Genomic DNA, 18,385 nt, shown 5'->3' on the forward strand with positions numbered 1-18,385 from the left:
CTGCATAAGCACGCCGATGGAATCGTCCCCGAGCGTGGTGACCTTGGCGTTCGCAACGTTGTAATTCACCTTGTCGCCGTCACCCGCCGCATCGCCTGATCCGCCTACCGACACACCTACCAGGCCGCCAATGGCAATGGCGCCGCCGCCATTGCCGCCGCCGCCGCCGACCGACTGTGCGATGATGCCGCTAGCGGAACGGCCGTTCGTCTCGACGGTCACGCCGTTGCCGGCCTGATTGACGTTGACCACGCCACCCTTGCCGCCAGTGCCGCCGCCACCGCCGATGGCGACTGAGATCACCGGGGCTACGCCGATGGCATAGCCGCCATTGCCGCCGCCACCGCCGACCGATTGGATCAGGATGCCATGCGCGCCATCGCCGCCGTTTCCATCGACGCCGGTCTTGATGACGCCGCCAACATTGCCGGTCGCCGTATCGCCCTGGCCGCCACCGCTTGCCTTGCCGCCGATCGACACGAGACCGATAGCGCCGCCGCCATCGCCGCCGCCGCCGCCCACCGACTCGACCAGCATGCCGATGGCGCCCAGGCCACTGGTGGTGATGTTGCCGGTGTTGGTCCCCGTGGCTGCCCGGCCGTCATTGCCATCCGTACCCGCGCCGCCACCGCCGAACAGACCTAGACCGCCACCGCCGTCGCCGCCGCCACCGCCCACCGACTGCACGACCATGCCGCTGGCAAAATCTCCCCGAGTTGTGATGGTCCCGGAATTTATCCCCTCGGCATTGCCGCCGATTGTCGGCACGCCCCCATTGCCGCCGTTACCCACGATACCGAAACCACTTGCACCATCACCGGCAACGCCGCCCGCCGACCGCACAAGCATACCCTTCGAGAAAGCCCCGTCCGTGGAAATGGAGCCGGCATTATCGCCTTTCGCGTCACCGCCGAAACCGCCATTGCCGCCATTGCCACCCTTGCCGGCACCGATCGCAGCGCCCAAGCCGCCATTGCCGCCGCGCCCTCCGCTGGAATTGACGGTGATGCCGTTCGAATTGACCCCGTGCGTGATGATATTGCTTTCGATCGTAGTGGTCACGGTCGCCGTGCCGCCATCGCCACCCCGCCCGCCGACGCCGCCCTTACCGCCTACCGCGATGGCGAATGCCCATGCGCCGTTACCACCATCCCCACCGCTGGCGTCGCCCGATATGCCGGGAGCATTGTCCCCCGATGTTTCGAGGGCGCCAGATGCGTTGTTTGTTATATCGACTGTTCCGCCCTTGGCGCCATCGCCGCCTTTACCACCCTTGATCTCCACAAAAGGCGGGACGGCTGTTGCATGGACAGCCGAGCCGCCATCGCCGCCGCGCCCACCCCGGGCGCTGCCAACGAAAGCGGCCTCCCCGGAGGTCGTGCGGCCGACACTATTCGTTCCCGTAGCCGGCGCCACCGGCGAATGGCCATCTCCGGCGTCAGCAGTACCGATTCCGTCATCACCATTGTCGCCCGGTGCACCATCCGTATTGATGGACAATTGCTGCGCATGGACCGGAGATTGAGCGTAAGGAAAGACCAGCCCCGCCAGTGCCGTAGCGCAAAGCAAGAGGGCTAGCCGTTTGGGCAGAATGGCGAGACATTGATTCGGCCGACCGGGCAAACCCTTCTGAGTCGCCGCGGCATCACCAAGAGCTTCCGCAGAACATGCCCTGGCTGAACCGTCGTCGGCCGATGCGCACGACAATACGGCAACGCGCCCTGTGAACAAAGCCATGCACTTACCCCCCCGGTTTACGGGGGCGCGTCTCAATGCCTGCTTGAGTCCGACGCCACCGCTATGCTCTGCTCATGCAATTGCAATAAGGATGCCGGCACTGCGCAATAAGGTTCAATGCATTAAAACAGAGCATCCGCATTCCCACTTGCGGAGCTCTGACTCAATTAGAATACATTAACTTATGCCGGATGAAACCGAAAATTTACGTGGGGACACTGACTAAAGCCACTGACGTTTCATAGTCGTCATATGACGACTATCTGCCGTTTCGCGGCCGGAATCGCAGAACAAAGCGATTGGACTGTCCGATTTCGTGATGCTCGACCCGCTGGCCATGGCATCGCCGCGCAAACGCCCTATATCTAAGGACAGAGTTTTTGCGCGGGAATGAGCGGATGTCGGCGCTTCGGCCATCAACGATCTTCACAGTGGCAATGCTGGCCACGGCAGTGCTGGCGGGTGTTTGCCTGCCGGCTTCCGCGCAAGCGCTCAATTCCGCTACCGGCAACAATGCGCTGATCCGGCAGAACGACCTGCAAATCCTGCAAAACAGGATACAACGGCAGCAATATCAGCAGCAACAGCAGCAGAATCGTGCCCAGGACCGCCAGATCGTTCAGCAACCGCCACCGGTCGTGCAGCAGCTCAAGCCAAGCTGCCAGACTCAGATAATCGGCACCACCGCCGTGAGCAATTGCCGCTGACATCAAGGCCTTTTTCGTTTATTTAGCCGACTTAGGTATTTCGGGTGTCTTTCGGCACATGCGAAAGTTTTGGTTTTGCAACGACGCCTTGTCGCGCTATGCGGCATTGCATCGACTGGATTGACGAATGGCAGCCACCAAGAAGAAGGCCGTACGCAAGGCAAAGAAGGGCGAGAGGATCCGCCAGGTGGCGGCTATTCCTTTTCGGCAGACCGCGCACGGCGACATCGAGGTTATGCTGGTCACGTCACGTACCACCAGGCGCTTCATCGTTCCCAAGGGCTGGCCGATGAAGGGCAAGAGCGGACGCAAGGCGGCCACCATCGAGGCGCAGGAGGAAGCCGGCGTGCTCGGCAAGACGCTGAAGCAGCCGGCGGGCACCTATTCCTACTGGAAGCGGCTGGCCAATCGCTTTGTCCGCGTCGACGTCATCGTCTACCTGCTCGAGGTGAGCGAGGAACTGGCCGACTGGCAGGAAGCCAAACGACGCCAGCGGGCCTGGCTGGCGCCAGCCGATGCGGCCATGCTCATCGACGAGCCGGATCTTTCAACGTTGGTGAAGACGCTGAAGATCCCTGTGCAGGTGGACCAGGCGTAGAGCCTCACTCGCCGGGGTCATCGCTTTCGGGAAACGGCCGCACCGGCGTGCCGGTATAGGCCCACAGCCACTCGCGCGGCAGCGGCCCCTTGTTTCGCTCGGCCTGCTGGGACTGCTCCCAGGCATGCGCCAGGATGCCGACCGAGCGTGACAGCACGAAAAGCCCTCGCGTCAGCGGCGGCGGAAAACCGAGTTCGCCATAGATGACGGCGGTGGCGCCATCGATGTTGAGGGGTATTTTTTTCCCCTTGCGGCGTTCGACATCCGCCTCGACCGCTTCGGCGATATCGGCGAAACGCCCATTGACGGCACCGCGTGCGGCAAATTCGCGGGTCAGTTCCAGCAAGGGCGGCGCGCGCGGGTCGACGGGATGGAAGCGATGCCCGAGCCCCGGCACATAGCCCTTCTCCTCGGCGAAGAACCGGTCGAGCCGCGCCGAGACCGCCTCATTCAGCGTCATCCCGGCATCGATCGCCACGGCAATGTCACCATAGAAGGAAAGCGCCTGCTCGCCGGCGCCTCCATGCACGTCGCCGAGAACGTTGATGGCCGAGGCCATGGCGCTGTTGATACCGACGCCGCAGGTTGCAGCCATGCGCGCGATGGCAATCGATGGCGCCTGCGGTCCATGGTCGACGGCGGCAGCCAAGGCAATGCCGAGCAATTCTGCCTGGTCCTCGCTGGGCAGTTCGCCGCGCAGCATCAGCCAGATGACAGCCGGAAAGCTGACGCGGCCGATCAGATCCTGGATCTCGTAGCCGCGCAGCCGGATGACACCTGGCCGCATCTCGATGATGTCGGTCTGCCACCATTCCTCGCCGCGCTCACGGCCCGTCTTCTTCTCCGTGCCGCTCATGCGCGTGCCTTTGTCCTGGTGCGGGGCGGCAGGTCGGCGAACACCTCGCTCATATGTTCGCCGAGCGCCGGCGGCGGCTTTGTCGGCAAGGGCGCCTCGCCATCGACCATGAAGCCGCCGCGCAAAACGGTCAGCGGCTTGTCCATGCCAGCCACATCGTCGAAATGCGCGGTCACCTGGCGCTCGAGGACTTGGGGCTCGGCCAGCACTTGCGGGATCGTCAGCACCCTGCCGGCAGGCACGCCGGCGCGATTGAGCGTCTCTTCCCAGGCCGCCGCCGAGGCGCCCGCCAGGGCGTCCTCGATCTCGACTTTAAGCGCCGCACGGTTGCGCTTGCGCGTCTCGCGCTCTGCATAGCGGACATCGGAAGCCAATTCCGGCCGGCCGATCAGCCGGCACAGCGCCACGAACTGCTCCTGCTTGTTGGCGGCGATGTTGATGAGCCCGTCGCCGGTGCGAAACGCACCGGAGGGTGCCGCCGTCATGTTCTCGTTGCCCATCGGCATGGGGTCGATACCTGCGGTCAGATAGTTGGAAACCGGCCAACCAAGTGCGGAAAGTGTGCATTCGAGCATCGAAACGTCGAGAAAGGCACCCTCGCCGCTCGTCTTCTGCCGCACCAGCGCCGAGGCGATGGCGAACGCGCCGACCAGTCCGCCAAGCGTATCGGCGACGGGATAGCCGACCCGCAGCGGCGCCGTTTCCGGTGTGCCGGTGATGCTCATGATCCCAGACAGGCCCTGGATGATCTGGTCATAGGCGGGATTATCGCGCATTGGCCCGGTCTGGCCGAAACCCGATATCGCGCAATAGACGAGGCCCGGACGAACCGTCTTCAGTGCCTCGTAGCCAAGCCCCAGCCGATCCATCACGCCGGGGCGGAAATTCTCCACCAGTGCGTCGGCGCTGGCCACCAGATCGAAAAAGCGCTCGCGATCGGCTTGCTTCTTGAGGTCGAGCACAACCGACCGTTTGCCGGCGTTCTGAGCCAGGAACGAGGCGCCCATGCCGGCGCTGTTCAGCTTCGGCGAGCCGCCGAGCTGGCGGGCGAGGTCGCCGCCTTGCGGCGCCTCGACCTTGATCACGTCGGCGCCCAGCAGCGCCAGCTGATAGGCACAGTAGGGACCGGCCAGGACATTGGTCAGGTCGAGGACGCGAATACCGGAAAGCAGTTCTGTCATGGCATCAGGGATCGATCAGGCATCGCCGGGCACATGCTCCGGTCCGCGCCGACGACGATGCTCGATGAAGGCCCAGATATGCGGGCCGGCGAGACCGATGAAGGCGAGCGTCAGCAGTGTCAGCGACAGCTTGTGGGTGTAGAACACGGACCAGTCGCCATTCGAGATGGTCATCGCCCGGCGGAACTGGGTTTCGGCGAGCGGCCCAAGGATCATGCCGATGATGACAGGCGCGGTCGGAAAATCGAACCGCCGCATCAGGAAACCGGCGGCCCCCAGCAGATAGAGGATGACGAGGTCGATGGGCGATTGCGAAATGCCATAGGTGCCGACCGTGGCGAACACCAGGATGCCGGCATAGAGCTGCGGCGCCGGGATTTTCAGCAGCCGCACCCACAGCCCGATCAGCGGCAGGTTGAGGATGACCAGGATGACGTTGGCGATGAACAGGCTGGCGATCAGCCCCCAGACGAGGTCGCCCTGGGTCGTCAAAAGCAGTGGTCCGGGATTGATGCCGTAGCTCTGGAACGCCGACAGCATGATCGCCGCCGTCGCCGAGGTCGGCAGGCCAAGCGTCAGCATCGGCACCAGCACGCCGGCTGCGGACGCATTGTTGGCGGCCTCGGGGCCGGCAACGCCTTCGATGGCGCCGACCGTGCCGAACTCCTGCTTGTGCTTCGACAGCTTCTTTTCGATGGCATAGGACAGGAAAGTCGGGATTTCGGCGCCGCCCGCCGGCATGGCGCCGATCGGGAAGCCGATCGCGGCGCCGCGCAGCCAGGGTTTCCACGAACGCCCCCACTCGGCCGCCGTCATGTAGAGCGAGCCCTTCAGCGGCACGATCTCGTCCTTGCCGGCATAGCGGCGCGAGGCCATGTACAGCGTCTCGCCGACCGCAAACAGGCCAACGGCGGCGATGATGACGTCGACGCCGTCGAGCAGTTCGGTCATGCCGAAGGTGAAGCGCGGCTGGCCGGTCTGCAGGTCGACGCCGATCATGCCGATGACGAAGCCTGCGAACAGGCTGGTCAGGCCGCGAACGGAAGACGAGCCGAGCACCGCCGAGACGGTGATGAAGGCCAGCACCATCAGCGAGAAATATTCGGCCGGGCCGAATGCCAGCGCGAATTTGACCACCACCGGCGCCAGGAAAGCGACGCCCATCGTGCCGATCGTGCCGGCGACGAACGAGCCGATCGCCGAGGTGGCGAGGGCTGCACCGCCGCGGCCGGAACGCGCCATCCTGTTGCCTTCCAGCGCGGTGACGATGGTGGCGCTTTCGCCGGGCGTGTTGAGCAGGATCGACGTCGTCGAGCCGCCGTACATGGCGCCGTAATAGATGCCGGCAAACAGGATGAAGGATGCCTCCGGCGCCACCTGATAGGTGATCGGCAAAAGCAGCGCGATGGTCAGCGCCGGCCCAAGACCGGGCAGCACACCGATGGCGGTGCCAAGCGTGGTGCCGAGCAGGCACCACAGAAGGTTGACCGGGGTGAAGGCGACCGAGAAGCCGTGTGAGAGATGTCCGAGCGTTTCCATGGCGTCAGCCCCTCAACATGGTGATGAACGCATCGATGACCGTGTTCAGCTGGTTCTCGATGAAACCGGCACCGATGTTGACGCCCAGCGCCCTGGCGAAGCCGAAATAGGCGGCCAGCGCCAGGATAAGGCCGAGCACGACGTCCCGCAGCGTACGCCTGCTGCCGAAGCCGTAGCAGACGAGCACGAACATGATGACGGATGCCGCCGTGAAGCCGAGCGGTTGGATGAGCAGCAGATTGGCGATCAGGCCGATGACGACGAAGCCCATTGCCTTCCAGTCGGTCGGCGTCTCCTTTTCCTCCTCCGGCTGCCAGCCGCCGCGAAGCGCGGCAAGGATGAGCAACAGCGAAAGAACCACCAGGCCAACCATGGTGAGGTAGGGAAAGACGGTCGGGCCGACCTTGGAGTAGAGCGGCGACACCGGGATCGCCAGCGTCTGCCAAGCGACGGCGCCGGCGCAGGCCAGGAGCCCGATGCCTATCAACAATTCCGGCACGGCAAGCCGCGACGGCGCCGCCTGCTGGTCGCTGGTGCTCATGATTGTCCTCCCCAGGAGAGCTGGCCAAGTATGGTTGGCGGAAATGCCCGGCGCCGCATGCTTGCTCCCCACCGCAGGGTCATGCCGGCTTGCATTTCATGCGAGAAGGGGCGACCTGCGCCGCCCCTATGACGATGGATCAGGCGAGCCCGAGATCCTTCAGGATCGCCTCGATGCGGGCTGAATCCTCGGTGACGAACTTCGCATAGTCGTCGCCGGTGAGCAGGATCGGCGTCCAGTTGCGGTTCTTGCATTCGGTCGCCCACGCGTCGCTCTTGGCCATGGTCTCGATCAGGGTGATCATCGCTGCCTTGTCGGCGTCGGAAATGCCCGGCGGTGCGAAGACGCCGCGCCAGTTGAACAGTTCGACATCGATGCCGGCCTCCTTCAGCGTCGGCGCATCGATGCCGTCCTGGCGCTTGTCTGCCGAGATGGCGAGCAGCCGCAGCGCGCCCGCCTTGACCTGCTCGGAGAACTCGCCAAAGCCGGATATGCCGGCCGCGACCTGGTTGCCGAGCAGCGCCGACAACGCCTCACCGCCGCCGGCGAACGGCACGTAGGACAGGTTAGTCGCCGGCACGCCGACGGTCTTGGCAATCAGGCCGAACAGGATGTGATCGGAACCGCCTGCGGAGCCGCCGGCGACAGGAACCTTTGTCGGATCGGCCTTGAGCGCGGCGACGAAATCAGCGGCCGTCTTGAACGGCGACTCCGCCGGCACGACCAAGGCCTCGAACTCGCCGGTAAGGCGGGCGATCGGGGTGACCTGCGTCAGATTGTTGGCGGCCTTGTTGGCAATGATCGCGCCAACCATGACCATGCCGGCAACCATCAGGGAATTGCCTTTGCCGTTCCACTGGCTGATGAATTGCGGCAGCCCGACAGTCCCGCCGGCGCCGCCGACATTGGTGATCTGGGAACCCGAGATGAGTTTTTCACTGCGCAGCACCTGGTCGATCGTGCGCGCCGTCTGGTCCCAGCCGCCACCCGGTGCGGCAGGCACGAAGAGCTGCATCTGGGGCGCGCCTTCGGCCAAAGCGGGAGAAAGATGCGACGTCATCAGCCCGGCACCCACGGCTGCGGTGCTCATCAAAAATCTGCGTCTGTCCAGCATGGGATTCCTCCAAATCACGACACCTCCTCCGGTGCCCGCCAAAACGCGCCTGCATCCAGACCCGTCATCGATTTCAAGCAGATGTTACGGAGTTCTGTCAACGGAAACGATATTCTACTGGACAGAACGATTTGGCGGCGCGACACAGTCGCGTCGCTCGGCTTTCTTCAAACTGGAACCGCCATGGACTCGCCAAGCAAATCGGCAGATGCGGAAATCGACCGCGCCGAAGGTGTTGCAGCACTCGATCGGGCGATTGCCATCCTCGATGCCTTCAGCACGGAGGACCGGTCGCTCAGCCTAGCCGAAATCGCGGCGCGCACCGGCCTCTACAAGAGCACCATCCTGCGACTTGCGAATTCCCTTTTGCGCGGACGATTGCTCGAGCGCCTCGACAATGGGCGCTACCGCGTCGGACCCGCGACGTTTCGGCTCGGTGCGCTCTACCAGCGTTCGGTCGTGGCGGTCGACATCCTGCTGCCGATCATGCGCGATCTTTCCGAGCGAAGCTGGGAAAGCGTTGCCTTCTACGTTCGCTCGGGCGATGTCCGCACCTGTCTTTACCGCGTCGAATCCAAGCACCCGATCCGCTACACGATACGTGAAGGCGACGTATTGCCTTTGCTGCTCGGCTCGGGCGGCCGCGTGCTCGCAGCGTTTTCGGGCCAGCAGGGCGAACCCTACGAGACCATCCGCAAGACCTGCAACTGTCTCGCCGTCGGCGACCGCGACCCCGAGACCGGGGGCGTGTCGGCGCCGGTATTCGGGCCGGGGGGCGTCCTGCTCGGCGCCTTGACCCTGGCTGGACCAAGCACGCGCGTCGACGCGGCCTTTCTGCAGCGCATGAAGCGTCCGCTGCTCGAGGCAGCGGCCCGCGCCACCCGCGCCTTCGGCGAGGACGCCTCAATGCTCGAGCAGGCAAGCCTGGCAGCGGACGCCCTGCCGTAGAATGCGGCCTGATTGGAAGGCTCGCCCAGTTCAACTTGACCAGAACCACACGGCGGTTCTTGGCGCGGCCCGCTTCGTCATCGTTGCTGGCGACAGGTGCCATCATGCCGGCGCCCGCAGCGGTCAGCCGCGCCGCTCAGGTCACCGCGCCAGCAGGATGGTCGGAGCGTCGTGATAGGTGGTCTTTACCACTTCCCGGTAACCGCACTTGGCAGCCACCCTCAGCGAAGCGCCATTTTCCGGATCGATGATACAGACGGTCTTCTCGCGCCCGAAAATCACTTCGCCCCATGCCAGGACGCGGCCAACCACCTCGGTGGCGAAGCCCGCCCCGTGCACGGCCGGAACCAGCGCCCACCCGGCCTCGGGAATGCCTTCGATCGATGGTTCCATGTCGCGCTTCAGATCGTGAAACCCGGCCTCGCCGATGAAGCGCCCGGTCGCCTTCTCCTCGATCGCCCAGAAGCCATAGCCAAGCAACGACCACAGGCCGGCGTGACGCAGGAAGCGCATCCAGCTTTCTTCGCGCGTGCGCGGCTTGCCGCCGATGAAGCGGGTGACGACGGGATCGGTCCACATCGCGGCATAGGTGTCGAAATCATCCAGCCGGTGTGCCCGCAGGATGGTTCGCTTCGTTTCGATGACAGGAGCACTGGTCGCTTGCGGATTGTTCATGGGATCTGCCTCGCACGGATCGCCAGCGCTTAGCAAATCGCCGGTGCTGCGCAAGGGGCCAGGGCAACACGGCCCATCATCCAGGCGCCGCTATGGGAATTTTGCGCGACGATGTTATTTTTCACCGCAGGCTGATTCAACACCCGCCAGCGCGACCTTTTTTCAGGCGCGCATTGGTGGCGTCAAACCCAGGGAAAAGAGCATGGATACCACCGATCTTGTGCTTGCGATCTTCCATCATCTGCTGGTGTTTTCGCTGGCGGGGATCATCGGCGCCGAATTCGTCCTGATCCGCGGCGACCTGGGTGCTGCGACGCTCAAGAGGCTCGCCGGCATCGACCGCCATTACGGCGTCATCGCCGCGCTGATCATCGTCGTCGGCATCGGCCGTGTCTTCTATGGCCTCAAGGGCTGGGAATTCTACGTCTACAACTGGGTGTTTTGGGCCAAGATAGCGGCGTTCGGCGCTGTCGGCCTGCTGTCGATCATCCCGACCGTCCGCTTCATATCCTGGAACAGGCAGGCGAGCGGCAATGCCTCGTTCCAGGTGCCGGCGACCGAACTTGCGTCCGTGAAGACCTATATCCGCGCCGAAGCTTTCATCTTCCTGCTCATCCCGGTCTTCGCCGCGGCGATGGCGCGCGGCTACGGCTACTAGGGTGGCGATCACCCTCCGACATTATCCACCCATCGAGTGCGGATGTTTGCGGACATCGGCAGTTTGCCGCCCAGTTGCTATTTGCTAGCTTGCCCTAGTTGTTGCTTCATGCGCAGCCGGTGTTGAGAGGAGATCCGCGCGGCGTTGGAGATTCATATCCCGGGAGGAGATCACGATGAGAAGATTTGTCGCCACTCTGGCTGCTGCCGCGGCCGTCACGCTTTATGGGTTCGCGGCCAGCGCGCAGACCTATCCTGAACGCACCATCACCGTTGTGGTGCCGTTTGCGGCCGGCGGGCCGACCGACACGGTCACGCGCCTCGTCGCCGAATCGATGTCGAAGGATCTCGGCCAGCAGGTCATCGTCGAGAATGTCGGCGGCGCCGGCGGCACGCTGGGTGCCGGCCGCGTCGCCAACGCCGAGCCTGACGGCTATACGCTGCTGCTCCATCATATCGGCATGGCGACAAGTGCGACGCTGTACAGAAAGCTCGCCTACGACACGCTGAACGCCTTCGAATATGTCGGCCTCGTCACCGAGGTGCCGATGACCATCGTCGGCCGCAAGGACCTGGAGCCGGCCGATCTCAAGGGGTTGGTGGAGTACGCCAAGGCCAACAAGGATTCCATAACCGTCGCCAATGCCGGCATCGGTGCGGCCTCGCATCTGTGCGGCATGCTGTTCATGAGCGCCATCAAGACGCCGCTGGTCACCGTGCCCTACAAGGGCACCGGCCCGGCCATGACCGATCTCCTCGGCGGTCAGGTCGACATCATGTGCGACCAGACGACCAACACCACCAAGCAGATCCAGGGCGGCACCATAAAGGCCTATGCCGTCACCTCGCCGGAGCGCCTCGATGTGCTGAAAGACGTGCCGACGACGGTGGAAGGCGGCCTTCCCGAAGTGCAGGTCGGCATCTGGCACGGTCTCTATGCACCCAAGGGCACACCGGCCGGGATCACCGAACGCCTGTCGAAATCGCTTCAGGTCGCGCTGAAGGACCAGAACGTCGCGGCCCGCTTCGCCGAACTCGGCACCAAGCCATCGCCCGAGGCCGATGCGACGCCCGCCGCACTGAAGGCCAAGCTGGAAAGTGAGATCGCGCGCTGGAAGCCGATCATCGAAGCCGCCGGCCAGTATGCCGACTGAGGTTTGAACAGGGGCGCCACCGGCGCCCCTGTTCGCTCGGCATCCGCTACGCACCGCGGCTTGGGAGAACCATCATGAAACCTTTCGCGATCGACAGGGCCAACGGCCTGTGCGCCGCCCTGTTCATCGGTTTCGGCGCATGGTTCGCGCTGCAATCGCTCGGCCTCGAAATCGGCACCGCGTTGCGCATGGGGCCAGGCTATTTTCCGCTGGTCCTGGCGATCGTGCTGATCCTGCTCGGCGCCGTCATTCTCGTCCAGGCTGTACGCGTCGAGGGCGAAGCGATCGGGCATATTGCGTGGCGCGGCATGCTGCTCATCCTGCCTGCTCCGATCTTCTTCGGCCTGACGGTGCGCGGCCTCGGATTCATCCCGTCGATCTTCCTGACGGCGCTGATCGCGTCGTTTGCCAGCCGCCGCATGAAGCCGTTGACCGCCCTCGTGCTGTCGGCCGGCCTGACATTGTTTGCATTCCTTGTCTTCAGCTACGCGCTCGGCCTGCCGTTCCGCCGCTTCGGCCCGTGGCTGGCCCCGTGGTTGGTATCGTAAGGCGATGAGCATGGATCTGCTCGACAACCTTGCGCTCGGCTTTTCGACGGCGACGTCGCTGACCAACCTCGGTTTCTGCCTGATCGGCGTCCTTCTCGGCACGCTGATCGGCGTCCTGCCCGGCATCGGCGCCACCGCGACCATCGCCATGCTTTTGCCCATTACCTTCCAGATCGGCGACCCGGTTTCCTCCCTCATCATGCTCGCCGGCATCTATTACGGTGCGCAATATGGCGGCTCGACCACCGCCATTCTCATCAACATGCCCGGCGAGTCCTCGTCCGCCGTCACCGCGATCGACGGCTACCAGATGGCCAGGAACGGCCGCGCCGGGGCGGCCCTCGCGATCGCGGCCATCGGCTCGTTCTTTGCCGGCACCGTGTCGACGTTCCTCGTCGCCATCTTTGCCCCGCCGCTGACGGCGATAGCGCTGAAATTCGGCGCGGCCGAGTATTTTTCGCTGATGATCGTCGGCTTGGTTTCGTCCGTCGCGCTCGCCCACGGCTCGATCGTCAAGGCGCTGGCCATGGTCGTGCTCGGCCTGCTGCTCGGCGTTGTCGGCACCGACATTTACACCGGCACGCCGCGCTTCACGCTTGGAATCCGGGAATATGCCGACGGGTTGAATTTCGTTGCGGTGGCGGTCGGTGTCTTCGGCGTCGCCGAGATCCTGCGCAACCTCGAAAACGAGGATGAGCGCTCCGTGATGATCCGCAAGGTCACCGGCCTTATGCCGACCCGCGAGGACTTTCGGCGCATGGCAGCGCCCATCGTGCGCGGAACGATCATCGGTTCGGCGCTCGGCATCCTGCCGGGAGGCGGCGCGATCCTGGCAGCCTTTGCCTCCTACACGGTCGAAAAACGCGTCTCGAAAAACCCGAAGGAGTTCGGCAAGGGCGCCATCGAAGGCGTCGCCGGACCGGAATCGGCCAACAATGCCGGTGCGCAGACTTCCTTCATCCCGATGCTGACGCTGGGCATTCCGGCCAACCCGGTCATGGCTCTGATGATCGGCGCCATGATCATCCAGGGCATCGTGCCCGGCCCCAATGTCGCAACCGAACAGCCGGCGCTGTTCTGGGGCATCATCGCCTCGATGTGGATCGGCAATCTGATGCTGATCATCCTCAACCTGCCGCTGATCGGGCTTTGGGTGAAGCTGCTGACGATCCCCTATTACGTGCTTTTCCCGATCATCATGGCGTTCTGCTCGATCGGCGTCTACAGCGTCAACAGCAACGTCTATGATCTCTACGCCGTCGCCTTCTTCGGCTTCCTCGGCTACCTCCTGACCAAGCTGCGCTGCGAACCGGCACCGCTGCTGCTCGGCTTCGTGCTCGGCCCGCTGCTCGAGGAAAACCTGCGCCGCGCCATGATCCTCTCGCGCGGCGACCCGAGCACCTTCGTGACCAGACCGATCAGCGCCGGCCTGCTGCTCATAGCGCTCGCCGTGCTCGCCGTCGTCTTCCTGCCGGCGGTCAAGAAAAAGCGCGAAGAGGTGTTTGTGGAGGAGAGTTGAACTACGCCGCCGTTCCGCCTCGGTCCTGAACCTCTTCGACCGGGTCGAGCGGTGCGATCGGCACCAGCGGTGCCGGCACATCGGTCGTCTTGACCTCGGCCTTGCAGATGTCGGCGATGACGCAGGCCGGGCAATCCGGCTTGCGCGCCTTGCAGACGTAGCGGCCATGCAGGATCAGCCAGTGATGTGCATGGCGCATATATTCGTCCGGAATGATCTTCAACAATCCTTGCTCGACCTGTTCCGGCGTCTTGCCGGGCGCCAATCCGAGCCGGTTGCCGATGCGAAGAATGTGCGTGTCGACCGCCATCGTGTGCTGGCCGAAGGCCATGTTGAGCACGACATTGGCGGTCTTGCGCCCCACCCCGGGCAGCTTGACCAATTCATCACGATTATCGGGTACCTCGCCGCCATGGTCGCGGATCAGCGCCTGCGACAGCGCAATCACATTCTTCGCCTTGTTGCGCCACAGCCCGATGGTGCGGATATATTCGCCGACCCTTGCTTCCCCCAGCGCCAGCATCTTGTGCGGCGTATCGGCGGCCCTGAACAGCGCCCGCGTCGCCTTGTTGACGCCGGCATCCGTCGCTTGCGCCGACAGCACCACCGCGACCAGCAGCGTGAAGGCGTTGACATGTTCGAGTTCGCCTTTCGGCTCGGGCCGCTGGACGGAAAAGCGCCGGAATATCTCGTTAACTTCGGCCGGGCTGTAGCGTGACGCGCGTCGCACCGGCCGCGGGCGCGGCTTTGCGTTCGAACCATCGCGTCGTGCGGGCAACAGCTCTTTTTTGGACAGGGAAGAATCTTTGGACTTGGGGCTTGCCATTTCCCTCCTATAATATCCCCTCATGAGCGACACAAACGCCTCGTTTCAGGCCGACGAGCCATTCTTTCAGGCGCTACTGACCCCACACCGGTCTTTGGGCCGGACAGGCTTCTTCATCCTGATGGGCGCGCTGCTGTTCGGCTGGCTGGTGACAGGCGCGTTTTTCCTGTCGCGCGGCGCCTGGCCGGTGTTCGGCTTCTTCGGCCTCGACGTGGCCGCCGTCTACATCGCCTTTCGCATCAACTATCGTGCCGCTCGCGCACGCGAAGAAGTCTCGGTCTCGCGCACCAGCCTCGACATCCGCAAGACAGCCCCCTCGGGGAAATCGGAAGCCCATCGCTTCAATCCGTTCTGGGCGCGGTTTTCGGTGGCCCGTCACGCCGAGATCGGCATCACAGGGATGACGGTGGAAGGCGAAGGCCGGAACGTGCCGATCGGATCGTTCCTGGACCCCGATTCCCGCGAGAGTTTTGCCACCGCCTTTTCGCGCGCGCTGGCGACCGCCAAGGCACGCTGAGCCAGCCACGAGCGGCTTTTGGGCTCGAATCCCGTGTCTATCGGGGGATGCGCAGCAAGAAGGCAAGTTTCGGGTGGCGATCGACGCCCCGAGGGGCGATATTCCGGCTCAAGGAGACAATTCCATGAGCACACACACCGCGGTCCTCAAAAAGGACATCACGCCTGAAGGCAGCGACTACGAAATCGTGCGCCGTGCCATCGAGAAGATCAGTCTCGACTATCGTGATCAGCCTTCCCTCGAAGAACTGGCCGAGGAGGTCGGCGAGACGCCGACCGGCTTGCAAAAACTCTTCACCCGCTGGGCCGGCCTGTCGCCCAAGGCCTTCCTGCAGGCGGTGACACTGGACCATGCGCGCAGGCTGCTCGATTCCGGCATGCCGCTGCTCGAGACCTCGTTCGAGCTGGGCATGTCCGGCCCGGGCCGGCTGCATGACCTGTTCGTCACGCATGAGGCGATGTCGCCGGGCGACTACAAGACACGCGGCGCCGGGCTCACCATCCGCTACGGCTTCCATTCCTCGCCGTTCGGCACCGCCCTGATCATGGCCACCGAGCGCGGGCTCGCCGGCCTCGCCTTCAGCGACCCCGGCGAGGAACGCGCCGCCTTCGCCGACATGTCCAGCCGCTGGCCGAACGCCATCTATGTCGAGGACATGACTGCTACCGGCCCCTATGCCGCCCGTATCTTCGATCCGACGCTGTGGCGCCCCGACCAGCCGCTGCATGTCGTCATGATCGGCACCGACTTCCAGGTTCGCGTCTGGGAGGCGCTGCTCAAGATCCCGATGGGCAAGGCCCGCACCTATTCCTCGATCGCGGCCAGCATCGGCGCCCCGTCCGCCAGCCGGGCGGTGGGTGCGGCCAACGGCGCCAATCCGCTCTCCTTCGTGGTGCCTTGTCACCGCGCCATCGGCAAATCCGGCGACCTGACCGGCTATCATTGGGGCCTGACCCGCAAGCGCGCCATTCTGGGCTGGGAAGCCGGGCAGGTGTCGTAATATCGATTTTCTCGATACTGCGAAGAAAAACATGGATATATCGGCACTGATAAGTATAAGCGCGATTTTCACTGTCTTTGCAACCGAGGGCAACCTCCGGTTCCTGTGATTGTTATTTAAGGAATTATTTTAGGTAACTCTAAATTAACCACGATAAAGTGATGATGCCCTCATATTAATCCGGACGATCCGGCTTAATAGGAGGTCCCGATGTCATTGGTTCGCGCCGCCTGCGCCGCAGCTCTGCTGGTTGCCGGCATCGACGAGGTCGCGTTGGCCGCGACGCAGAATGTCATCTTCAATGGGACGATCGCGCCCACCTGCACGCTTGTCGTTGCCACCAACGGCACGATGACGGCCAGTCCCGATCTCCAGTCCCTCAGTTCCCACAACAGCGGCGGCTCGGCTGGAACCGTGACGCTGACGACGACCGGAGGTGTGTCGCTGAGTGTCGACCCGGTCACCACCATGACGGTGCCATCCGCCGACAGCACGTCGACGACCTGGACACCGACCTACTCTGCCGCCGGCGCGCATGCCATCGGTGAGACCGGCTCGGCAACCAGCATCACCACCCCCGGCGCCGACCTCGTTTCGGTCCACCTTGCCGGCACCAAGGGCGGCAGCAATCGCTTCGCCAACGGCAATTATCAGGCAACGGTAACGCTGCGCTGCGAATGACGCGAGCGAAGGAGGGGGTCGTGAAACATGCTCGAATCCTGGCGACGGCACTGGCCGTCGGATTGGCGCCCATTGCCGCCAAGGCCCAATCGATGTCGCCGATGCGTGGCGAGATCAACAGCTTCACCGACGTCTTTGCGGTTCGCGTCTTCCCCGCCAATCCCTACGACCGCAAGATCCGGGTCGAAATCCACGTCTACGATCAGGATTTCCAGCCGGTAGATGCCAGGGTCTCTCCAAATGTCTTCCAACTGGCCTCCCAGGCCTCCCGTTCTGTCCTTGTGGTCGTGCCTTTTGACGGCGCTGCCGAGCGTAAAGTGCGTATCTGTACCGAAAGCATCCCCTTTCCCAATCAACAGACGCAGATAAGGGCACAGATATGCGGAAAGTTTTTTGGGCGCCGCAAGTCCTGACACTGGCGCTCGCGGCTGCTTGGGCGGGTGCCTTGCCGGCCGGGGCCGAGGACGTCTACAACCTCAACCAGAATGAGAGCGGCTTCAACCTGCCGGGCGTCACCTTGCCCCAAGGCCAGGACGAGGTCCATGCCGCGGACGGCACCACCTGCCGTTCCGCCGTCTCCGGTTCCGGCGCCTATGTCGATCTCGGCGTCATCAGAGGCAACAGCCAGTCGAACAATGATGTCGCCACTTACGGCCGCGTGGTGATCCCGATCGGGCGCACGCCGAAGCGCGTCGATTGCAGCCGTCTCTATGAGCTTGAGGTCGAGCGCCTGCAGTTGGAACTGAAGCTCCTCAAAATGGGCCTCGGCGCCGACGGCCAGACGGCGAGCGTGGCCGCCAGCGCTTCCACGGCCGCGTCACCGGGGTGGGCCAATGAAGGCTGGAGCATCAGGACCGGAAATGGTGATGGCAAGAAAAAGAAGAAGCAGTAGCCGCGCGCTGCTTGCGATGGCTGCACTTGCCGGTTCCTGCCTTCCGGTGCAGGCAGCGATCATCGGCACCTGCACTATCGTGGTCGGGGCGTCCGGAACGATGAAGGCCAATCCCGCCATCAGCATACTGGGCTCTAAACAGGCAGGCGGATCGAGCGCCAGCGCCACCGTGGTGGCAAGCTCCCTGTTGTGCTCGATACTTAACTTGCTTGACTGCTATTCGGTTTCGGCGCCGGCGCCTGCCGCATTCTCGTCCGCGCCGAGCGGCGGCGGCACCAACGTGACCTTCGCTTCAGTCTTCCGCCTCGATGGCTCGGGGGTCGATGTCAACGGAAGTGTGCCGCAGAGGGTTGCCAACGGCACCCACGCGATGCAGGTCGACCTCACCGCCACCAGGTCGAGCGGTATCTTTCCCGCCGGCAACTATCAGGGCACGGTCACCGTGCGCTGCGAATAGGCCACGACACCTCAAATCGGACTGGACCATGCGCGTGGTCTGGCAAGCCGCGGCCTTACAGGTTAGCTTTCACGCAATCGGAACGATCTGCGTTCGCCCGGACGCACGAAGACGCTCCGGCATTTTGAATTTGCGTTGCCAGGAGGCCCTGCTTGATTATCGTCATCGGCTCGATCAACCTCGACCTTATCGCCAAGGTCGACCGCTTGCCGAGCCCCGGCGAGACGGTGGGCGGCTC

Annotated in this window: 21 protein-coding genes and 2 pseudogenes; 13 read left to right on the top strand and 10 right to left on the bottom strand. The window is 63.8% G+C overall.

Features of this window, described 5'->3' with window-relative positions:
* Positions 1-1,500 (bottom strand): annotated as a pseudogene (locus EN955_RS35915) (autotransporter outer membrane beta-barrel domain-containing protein); the annotation flags it as partial.
* Between the two features lie 635 nt (positions 1,501-2,135).
* Here EN955_RS35915 and EN955_RS27330 point away from each other — a divergent pair.
* Positions 2,136-2,444 (top strand): hypothetical protein, encoded by a 309-nt coding sequence (locus tag EN955_RS27330; protein ID WP_024502804.1) that lies wholly within the window; start codon positions 2,136-2,138, stop codon positions 2,442-2,444.
* Positions 2,445-2,571: 127 nt separating this feature from the next.
* Entirely contained in the window at positions 2,572-3,042 is a 471-nt protein-coding gene (locus EN955_RS27335; RefSeq protein ID WP_024502805.1) for an NUDIX hydrolase, read from the top strand.
* A 4-nt stretch (positions 3,043-3,046) separates the two neighbouring features.
* Here EN955_RS27335 and EN955_RS27340 read toward each other — a convergent pair whose 3' ends face one another.
* From EN955_RS27340 to EN955_RS27360, 5 genes are all read right to left on the bottom strand, one after another.
* Positions 3,047-3,898, bottom strand: coding sequence for a citryl-CoA lyase (locus EN955_RS27340; RefSeq protein WP_024502806.1), 852 nt, complete (start codon positions 3,896-3,898; stop codon positions 3,047-3,049).
* Positions 3,895-5,079: a CoA transferase gene (locus tag EN955_RS27345; protein WP_024502807.1), complete on the bottom strand. Its 1,185-nt coding sequence runs from the start codon at positions 5,077-5,079 to the stop codon at positions 3,895-3,897. The genes EN955_RS27340 and EN955_RS27345 overlap by 4 nt, the downstream gene beginning before the upstream one ends.
* Positions 5,080-5,094: 15 nt before the next feature.
* On the bottom strand, positions 5,095-6,618 hold the full coding sequence (locus tag EN955_RS27350; protein WP_024502808.1) for a tripartite tricarboxylate transporter permease: 1,524 nt from the start codon (positions 6,616-6,618) through the stop codon (positions 5,095-5,097).
* Between the two features lie 4 nt (positions 6,619-6,622).
* Positions 6,623-7,159 carry a tripartite tricarboxylate transporter TctB family protein gene (locus EN955_RS27355; protein WP_024502809.1) on the bottom strand — a complete coding sequence of 179 codons (537 nt, stop codon included), beginning with the start codon at positions 7,157-7,159 and terminating at the stop codon, positions 6,623-6,625.
* A gap of 139 nt (positions 7,160-7,298) precedes the next feature.
* Complete coding sequence (locus tag EN955_RS27360) at positions 7,299-8,273, bottom strand: tripartite tricarboxylate transporter substrate-binding protein (protein WP_024502810.1); 975 nt, start codon at positions 8,271-8,273, stop codon at positions 7,299-7,301.
* Between the two features lie 183 nt (positions 8,274-8,456).
* Here EN955_RS27360 and EN955_RS27365 point away from each other — a divergent pair, with 183 nt between their 5' ends.
* Positions 8,457-9,221, top strand: coding sequence for an IclR family transcriptional regulator (locus EN955_RS27365; protein WP_013529610.1), 765 nt, complete (start codon positions 8,457-8,459; stop codon positions 9,219-9,221).
* 34 nt (positions 9,222-9,255) lie between these two features.
* On the opposite strand, the pseudogene EN955_RS35605 reads toward EN955_RS27365, so the two are convergent.
* Positions 9,256-9,357: pseudogene (locus EN955_RS35605) on the bottom strand (DUF4892 domain-containing protein); the annotation flags it as partial.
* 5 nt (positions 9,358-9,362) lie between these two features.
* Positions 9,363-9,896 carry a GNAT family N-acetyltransferase gene (locus EN955_RS27375; RefSeq protein WP_013529609.1) on the bottom strand — a complete coding sequence of 178 codons (534 nt, stop codon included), beginning with the start codon at positions 9,894-9,896 and terminating at the stop codon, positions 9,363-9,365.
* Between the two features lie 202 nt (positions 9,897-10,098).
* On the opposite strand from EN955_RS27375, the gene EN955_RS27380 reads away from it, so the two are divergent.
* From EN955_RS27380 to EN955_RS27395, 4 genes are all read left to right on the top strand, one after another.
* On the top strand, positions 10,099-10,554 hold the full coding sequence (locus EN955_RS27380) for a DUF2214 family protein (protein WP_024502811.1): 456 nt from the start codon (positions 10,099-10,101) through the stop codon (positions 10,552-10,554).
* A 175-nt stretch (positions 10,555-10,729) separates the two neighbouring features.
* Positions 10,730-11,707 carry a tripartite tricarboxylate transporter substrate-binding protein gene (locus EN955_RS27385; protein ID WP_032899038.1) on the top strand — a complete coding sequence of 326 codons (978 nt, stop codon included), beginning with the start codon at positions 10,730-10,732 and terminating at the stop codon, positions 11,705-11,707.
* 74 nt (positions 11,708-11,781) lie between these two features.
* Entirely contained in the window at positions 11,782-12,255 is a 474-nt protein-coding gene (locus EN955_RS27390; RefSeq protein ID WP_024502813.1) for a tripartite tricarboxylate transporter TctB family protein, read from the top strand.
* A gap of 10 nt (positions 12,256-12,265) precedes the next feature.
* Positions 12,266-13,774, top strand: coding sequence for a tripartite tricarboxylate transporter permease (locus EN955_RS27395; protein WP_024502814.1), 1,509 nt, complete (start codon positions 12,266-12,268; stop codon positions 13,772-13,774).
* A 1-nt stretch (position 13,775) separates the two neighbouring features.
* On the opposite strand, the gene nth is transcribed toward EN955_RS27395, so the two are convergent.
* Entirely contained in the window at positions 13,776-14,600 is an 825-nt protein-coding gene (nth, locus tag EN955_RS27400; protein ID WP_024502815.1) for an endonuclease III, read from the bottom strand.
* 22 nt (positions 14,601-14,622) lie between these two features.
* Between nth and EN955_RS27405 the strand changes: the two genes are divergently transcribed.
* From EN955_RS27405 to EN955_RS27430, 6 genes are all read left to right on the top strand, one after another.
* On the top strand, positions 14,623-15,117 hold the full coding sequence (locus EN955_RS27405) for a DUF2244 domain-containing protein (RefSeq protein ID WP_024502816.1): 495 nt from the start codon (positions 14,623-14,625) through the stop codon (positions 15,115-15,117).
* A 124-nt stretch (positions 15,118-15,241) separates the two neighbouring features.
* Positions 15,242-16,117: a bifunctional helix-turn-helix domain-containing protein/methylated-DNA--[protein]-cysteine S-methyltransferase gene (locus EN955_RS27410; RefSeq protein WP_024502817.1), complete on the top strand. Its 876-nt coding sequence runs from the start codon at positions 15,242-15,244 to the stop codon at positions 16,115-16,117.
* Between the two features lie 210 nt (positions 16,118-16,327).
* The gene (locus tag EN955_RS27415) at positions 16,328-16,798 is read left to right on the top strand and encodes a hypothetical protein (protein ID WP_024502818.1); all 471 of its coding nucleotides are present in this window, start codon (positions 16,328-16,330) and stop codon (positions 16,796-16,798) included.
* Between the two features lie 20 nt (positions 16,799-16,818).
* On the top strand, positions 16,819-17,211 hold the full coding sequence (locus tag EN955_RS27420; protein WP_013529600.1) for a hypothetical protein: 393 nt from the start codon (positions 16,819-16,821) through the stop codon (positions 17,209-17,211).
* Positions 17,178-17,690: a hypothetical protein gene (locus EN955_RS27425; protein ID WP_024502819.1), complete on the top strand. Its 513-nt coding sequence runs from the start codon at positions 17,178-17,180 to the stop codon at positions 17,688-17,690. The genes EN955_RS27420 and EN955_RS27425 overlap by 34 nt, the downstream gene beginning before the upstream one ends.
* Complete coding sequence (locus EN955_RS27430; protein WP_024502820.1) at positions 17,665-18,147, top strand: hypothetical protein; 483 nt, start codon at positions 17,665-17,667, stop codon at positions 18,145-18,147. Before EN955_RS27425 ends, EN955_RS27430 begins: the two co-directional genes overlap by 26 nt.
* Positions 18,148-18,202: 55 nt before the next feature.
* Here the strand turns inward: EN955_RS27430 and EN955_RS35135 are convergent.
* Positions 18,203-18,385 (bottom strand): hypothetical protein (locus EN955_RS35135; protein ID WP_206523765.1); only part of this gene is annotated, 183 nt, incomplete at its 5' end.

This window comes from Mesorhizobium sp. M7A.F.Ca.CA.001.04.2.1 (assembly GCF_003998485.1).
Taxonomy (GTDB): Bacteria; Pseudomonadota; Alphaproteobacteria; order Rhizobiales; family Rhizobiaceae; genus Mesorhizobium; species Mesorhizobium ciceri.